Source organism: Dethiosulfatibacter sp. (assembly GCF_983023055.1).
The window spans coordinates 1-3,340 of record NZ_CEZJXU010000290.1 but is presented as its reverse complement, the minus strand read 5'-3'; the positions used below and the strand labels follow the sequence as shown (position 1 = coordinate 3,340).

Here is a 3,340-nt window from a genome sequence, read left to right as displayed (position 1 = left end):
AGGTGTGATACTGTTTAAGGGTGAAGATGTTTTAAATAAGGATATATTTGAACTCAGGAGGACAACAGCAACGTGTTGGAATAGCCAGGGCATTGTGCTTTAATCCTGAAATATTAATAATGGATGAACCCTTTGGTGAACTTGATGTTGTAACTAGAAAAGAACTGCAAAAAGAAATCATTGCTATACAGCGTAAGTTTAATAAAACAGTCATGTTTGTAACTCATGACTTGAAGGAAGCTGTAACTATGGGTGATAGAGTAATGGTTTTGAATGATGGTGAAATCCAGCAGTTTGATAGATCTAAAGAACTGTTGTTTAACCCTGCCAATGATTACGTAGTTAGTTTATTTGCAGCCGACACAATCGTAAAAAAGCTTCAATATTTCAATGTAAGCGACTTTCCAGAGTTAATCAGGGCATCAACTGAAAATAGGTATCCTGCAATAACACTTGACGACTCTATGGAAACAGTAACCAATCACGTATTGCTTGGCAACAGGTATTTGTCAGTGTTTGATGAAGATAGACATTTGGGGAATCTTGATTGTAATCAATTGAAAAAGCTGGGTGAATAATATGGAATTTTGGCTTGAATATACAATAAAGCATTATGACAGACTAATTATAGATTTTTTAAATCACCTTCAGATCGTTGGAATGGCTCTAGTTTTTTCTATACCGCTTGCTGTACTTATAACATTTATGACGAGTCTGCATAAGAAATTGGCCAATAAAAGAGATTTCAGAGAGTCTTGGTATGGGCAAATTTCACAGGTTTAAACTGATTTACCTTCCAATAATGCTTCCTTATCTGCTTTCAGGGTTGCGTGTTGCAACAGTCAGTACAACAGGTATTGCAACCATGGCTGCCTTAATAAATGCTGGCGGACTGGGAAATTTATTGTTTGAAGGAATGAGAACATATCATATTCCAAAACTTATTTGGGGGGATTAATCATGGCTTATAAACCAGATGGAGTATATAATTCAGTATGTCCAAGGGACTGTTTTGGTGGATGTACATTGAAGGTGACTGTTGAGAATGGAAAGATAACGAGAATTGTAGGAAATGAGAGCAATTTGAATTCAGATGGAAAGCTTTGCAGCAAGGGAGCATCCTATTACAAACGTCTGTATCATCCCGACAGACTTCTACATCCTATGCTGAAGGATGTAATCACTGGAGAATTCAACAGAGTATCATGGGATGAAGCTTTGGATCTTATAGTAGATAAATTAACAGGATACGAGAAGAATTACGGTGCTGAATCGATTATGTATTTAATGGGCTATGGACATATGGGTATTCTAAACGATTATTCCAAAAGCTTCTGGATGCAGGTTGGAAGGATAACATCTACCTACGGCAGTCTATGTATGGCTGCTGGAAAGACTGCTGTGAAGTATACATACGGCACAGTGAAGCATAACCACAACAGTGATTTAATGAATGCAAAGCTTATAATAGTCTGGGGTTCCAATCCTGCAAACACAAATATACATAGGATGAGAAACATCAAAGCTGCAGTGAAGGATGGATCCACACTCATAGTAATAGATCCGAGGATAAGTGAAACAATGATCGATGGTGCAGTGAGAATTCATCCAAAAGGTGGGACCGACGGCCTTCTTGCAATAGGCATAGCAAAACTCATGATTGAAAGGAATATTTGCAATTATGAGTTTATAGAAAAGCATGTACTGGGATTTGATGAATACAGGGAAAGGCTAAAGGAATATGAACTGGATGAAATTTCTACTAAGACTGGAGTTTCGTTGGAGCAGATAAACAATATTGTTGATGCAATTGAAGAAAAGCCAGAATATGCTTTAGTCACAGGTTCTGGAAAGTCAAGATATTCAAATGGAGGACAGACCGAAAGGTGTGTCTGTATATTGCCTGCTCTTACTGGAAATATTGGAGTAAGTGGAGGAGGGTTCTATTTTTCAGACGACCAGAATCCGAAGATTCATTGGAACAATCTTCCTGAAAAAGGATATGATATAAATGAAAGCATACATGAGGGTAAAATTGCTGAAGCCTTATATAATGAGCCTTCCAAAATAAAATTTCTTTGGATTGAGAAGGCTAATCCACTTACGAGTTCGCCAGATGTTAGTAAAATGAGAAAGGTTATGAAGGAGATGGAGTTTATTGTTACAGTAGAGCATTTTATGACTGATACTGCCATGAATTCAGACCTTGTACTTCCAGCAGCAATGTTTTCGGAGAAGGACGACATATTTTCAATTTATGGAGATTCATATATACAGCTAATGCCTAAGGTTGTGGAACCTCAGGGAGAATGCATGAGTGAGCCTGAAATATACAGGCTTCTTGGTGAAAAACTTGGATTTGACCTGTCTTATTTACCAGCTATAGATGAAGACACTATTAACAAGCTTATTTCGGATAATCATGTTGATACAACCTATGAAGAACTGAAAGAAAAACCTTATCTATATGATGGATACAATGAAATTGCCTATGAGAATCTTGTATTTGATACACCAAGCGGAAAAATCGAAATATATAGTGAACAGATGAAAGCATGGAACATGGATCCTTTGCCTATGTACTGTGAACCTGTTGAGAGCAAATATAGCACTCCGGATCTTTATGGGAAATATCCACTTCATTTTTTCAGCAGCCATGCTCCTGGAAAGATAAATTCACAGTTCAAGGAAATGAAGCTGTCTGTAAAAAACAGTGTTCCAAAGGTTCAGATGAATACCATGGATGCAGAAGAGAGGAATATTGCCGATGGAGAGAAGGTGAGGATTTTCAACGACAGGGGAGATATTAAACTAATTGCTGAAGTTGGAGACCTGGTCAAGGAAGGTTCGGTACATGTATATGCAGGTTGGGGAGATGGAATTGGTTCGTCAATCAACATTCTTGTTCCAGGAAGGGAAACAGATATTGGGAATGCTACGGCATACCATGATTGTCTCGTTGAGATATGCAAGGATTAAGCAAAATGTGGACAGAGGCGGATATATTGAATTTAAGGGGTACAGGTCACCTTTTGAACGTATTGCTACCATTGGAGTGGAATGTGGAAGTAATGATGCTTTTGAAGCACTATACCTTCATACAAAGTGCAACGAATGGGGAAGGCGGATGAAATTAATTTAATTTCATCTGCCTTTTTTAATCTGTCTATTTAATTGTTTTGATATTCTTCCCACTGGTAATATTTGTCTTCCAGTTTTAATTTTAGATTTTCAAGCTTGTCGTTGACATTCTTTGCATTAACATGGTTGTTGTATACCTCAGGAAGGCAAAGCTGTTTCTCAAGTTCTGCGACTTCTTCTTCAAGATTGTGTATTGAAT

At 37.6% G+C, this 3,340-nt stretch carries 4 protein-coding genes; 3 read left to right on the top strand and 1 reads right to left on the bottom strand.

Annotation, left to right across the window (positions count from 1 at the left end):
* Positions 1-47: 47 nt before the first annotated feature.
* From AC3AX0_RS09790 to AC3AX0_RS09780, 3 genes are all read left to right on the top strand, one after another.
* Positions 48-578 (top strand): ATP-binding cassette domain-containing protein, encoded by a 531-nt coding sequence (locus AC3AX0_RS09790; RefSeq protein WP_487550105.1) that lies wholly within the window; start codon positions 48-50, stop codon positions 576-578.
* Positions 579-718: 140 nt separating this feature from the next.
* Positions 719-958, top strand: coding sequence for an ABC transporter permease subunit (locus tag AC3AX0_RS09785; RefSeq protein ID WP_487550107.1), 240 nt, complete (start codon positions 719-721; stop codon positions 956-958).
* A gap of 2 nt (positions 959-960) precedes the next feature.
* The gene (locus AC3AX0_RS09780; protein ID WP_487550104.1) at positions 961-2,979 is read left to right on the top strand and encodes a molybdopterin-containing oxidoreductase family protein; all 2,019 of its coding nucleotides are present in this window, start codon (positions 961-963) and stop codon (positions 2,977-2,979) included.
* A 191-nt stretch (positions 2,980-3,170) separates the two neighbouring features.
* Here AC3AX0_RS09780 and AC3AX0_RS09775 read toward each other — a convergent pair whose 3' ends face one another.
* Positions 3,171-3,335, bottom strand: coding sequence for an ABC transporter C-terminal domain-containing protein (locus AC3AX0_RS09775; protein WP_487550106.1), 165 nt, complete (start codon positions 3,333-3,335; stop codon positions 3,171-3,173).
* Positions 3,336-3,340 lie beyond the last annotated feature (5 nt).

Bases quoted from the DNA above. Each gene is read 5' to 3' on its own strand.
- AC3AX0_RS09780 (WP_487550104.1), top strand. From the start codon at position 961: ATGGCTTATAAACCAGATGGAGTATATAATTCAGTATGTCCAAGGGAC.